This window comes from Deinococcus pimensis DSM 21231, from assembly GCF_000519345.1.
GTDB classification, from domain to species: domain Bacteria; phylum Deinococcota; class Deinococci; order Deinococcales; family Deinococcaceae; genus Deinococcus_A; species Deinococcus_A pimensis.
In genome coordinates this window covers 1-2,359 of record NZ_KI912634.1, presented here as the reverse complement: position 1 = coordinate 2,359, position 2,359 = coordinate 1, and the positions used below count along the sequence as shown (strand labels likewise).

Sequence of the window (2,359 nt, the reverse complement as noted above, 5' to 3'; positions counted from 1 at the left end):
CTCGTGAGTTTCGCCGCGCACGAGCGCCGCGACCTCCTTGTACCCGATGGCCTGCAGGGACACGCGCTCCCCGCCGCGCGCGTCGATGTCCGCGAGGACGCGGCGCACCTCCTCCAGGAGGCCGCCCGCGAACATCGCCTCCACCCGCAGGGTCACGCGGCGGTCGAGTTCCTCGCGCGGGCGCGTGAAGGCCGTCACCGCGTACGAGAAGCGCGGCGGCGTGCGCGGGAAGTCCGACGGGACGCGGCCCGTGCGGCGCAGCACCTCCACCGTGCGCACCACCCGGCGCGGGTTGCGCTCCAGCCGCGCGAGCTCGCGCGGGGCGGCGCGCTCCACCTCTGCGAGGAGCGTGTCCAGACCGTCTCGTGCGAGGTCCGCCTCCACGAGGGCCTGCACCTCCCGGTCCGCGCGCGGCACCGTCGGCAGTCCACCCGCGAGCGCCGACAGGTAGAACCCCGTCCCGCCCACCACGAGCGGCGTCCGCCCGCGCGCGAGGACGTCCGAGATCGCGGCCTCCGCGTCCCGCACGAAGCGCGTCACGTCGTACGCCTCCCAGGGATCCACGACGTCCACCACGTGATGCGGCACGCGCGCCCGCTCGCCCGGCGTGGGCTTGGCCGTCCCGACGTCCATGCCGCGGTACACCAGGAAGGCGTCCGCCGAGACGACCTCCAGCGGGAAGCGCGCGCCGAGCTCCAGCGCGAGCGCCGTCTTGCCCGCCGCCGTCGGGGCCGTCAGGACGGGAACGAGCGGGCCGTTTGAGACGTGAATCACACGCGTCATTCTAGGGACTGGCGGTAGTGTAGACACATGAACGAGCCGTCCCGAACCCACCGCACCCGCCTTCCGGGGGCGTCCGCGTGAACTCCGGCAACGAGCCCGTCCTGCGGCGCATCAACACCCTCATGCAGCTCCGGCAGCAGGTCGAGTCCCTCGACGGCCGCACCCCGTGGGTGCCCAGCGTCGACTGGATCGAGACGGACACCGAACTGCACCTCGTCGTGGACGCGCCCGGCGTGGAGCCCGACGCGTTCGAGCTGCTGGAGGAGGGCGAGCGCGTCACCATCAGCGGCACCCGCCCCCCGCTGGACTTCGGCGGGACCGTCCTCACCGCCGAGCGGCCCCACGGGCAGTTCCAGCGCGTCCTCGGCCTGCCCGTCGAGACGCTGCCCGGCACGGGCCGCGCCCAGATGCGCGCCGGGGTGCTCGTCGTGACCTTCGAGAAGAAGCACAAGATCATCGACCACGAGTAAGCAAGGCAAGAGAGGCGCCCCCGAAAAGTCGGGGGCGCCTCCCTCATTCAATTGCTGTCTGGACAGGCTGCAGGAATCGCACGGCGTCCGCCGTTCGACACGGGTACGGTTTCCCTCACTGGGCGGAACTCTCGACCCGGAGGGAGGAACGACATGGACTACAGGGGAGCAGTGCTGGCCGTGCTCGGGACCATCATGGTCGGTTGCGGCGCCGTACCAGGCGCGTCACAGAAGCCTCTACCCGTCGACGTCGAGCGTGGGGAGCCCATCTCCAGGGCCGAGTTCGAGAAGCTTAAAATGCTTCCGGACGTTGGCGTGTACGTGATCACCGCAGACGATGACGAAGGTAAATTGAGGTCGCAGTCGGTGAGCAGTTGCACGGTGATCAATCGTCCCGAAGTGAATCGGCCAGCAACAAACAGAGTGGACGGCCAAGTGTATGCCTATTGCACCGCCACTTTCGCATATATCACGATCAAGAGTCGCCTGGAGGACCAGACGACGTTTGCGAGTGTTGATAAAACATTCCGCGATTCACTCAAGCGCGAAACCTCGGCATATGCAGGAACGCTCCCCAAGGTCAATGGGCGACGCTACTGCCTTGCCTCTTTCACGACCGTGTCCTTTGTAGGAGGCAGTACCGGTTCAGGAGCAGGACCCCTGGGATGTGCCACAGCGCGGAGTTATTGACCAGCATCGTCGGCACTGATGGTATAACTTCCGACCTGAACGTCGTTCTTATGCTCCAGCCGCATCAGGACGAACATAGCCTCACCCATAAGGTCATGCATCAGGTGGAGCATCTGGTCATACTGGCGTGACTCGTAGAGTGCGTCGAGTCGTCGGCGTGTCTCGTCGAGGGAGGCACTGAACCTGTGGAACTGCTCGGCGGTGAGGTCCATGCGGGCAGCATAGTCGGGCGAACGAGCAGGAGGGCGGGAAAAACCCGCCCTCCTTCCGTCGTTATTTCTTCGGGTTCCACTTCTTGCGCGCGGGCGCGTCGGTGGACAGGTCGCCGGGTGGCGTGACCTCCTCCGGTGCGGGCGCTGCCTTCTCCGGCGTCGGGGCGGCCTCCACCGGCGCCTGCGCCGCGCGGACCTTCGGCG

At 67.6% G+C, this 2,359-nt stretch carries 4 protein-coding genes; 2 read left to right on the top strand and 2 right to left on the bottom strand.

Annotated elements, in window-relative coordinates; translation table 11 throughout:
• A partial coding sequence (miaA, locus tag DEIPI_RS29235; protein WP_052351653.1) for a tRNA (adenosine(37)-N6)-dimethylallyltransferase MiaA occupies positions 1–774 on the bottom strand: 774 nt, incomplete at its 3' end.
• An 86-nt stretch (positions 775–860) separates the two neighbouring features.
• Here miaA and DEIPI_RS0107010 point away from each other — a divergent pair.
• Positions 861–1,253, top strand: coding sequence for an Hsp20/alpha crystallin family protein (locus DEIPI_RS0107010; protein WP_027481307.1), 393 nt, complete (start codon positions 861–863; stop codon positions 1,251–1,253).
• 153 nt (positions 1,254–1,406) lie between these two features.
• Positions 1,407–1,943, top strand: a complete 537-nt coding sequence (locus DEIPI_RS37510) for a hypothetical protein (protein ID WP_157463521.1) — start codon at positions 1,407–1,409, stop codon at positions 1,941–1,943.
• Here DEIPI_RS37510 and DEIPI_RS0107005 read toward each other — a convergent pair.
• Positions 1,937–2,155 carry a hypothetical protein gene (locus DEIPI_RS0107005; RefSeq protein WP_027481306.1) on the bottom strand — a complete coding sequence of 73 codons (219 nt, stop codon included), beginning with the start codon at positions 2,153–2,155 and terminating at the stop codon, positions 1,937–1,939. The two genes, DEIPI_RS37510 and DEIPI_RS0107005, sit on opposite strands and share 7 nt — an antisense overlap.
• Positions 2,156–2,359: the final 204 nt, after the last annotated feature.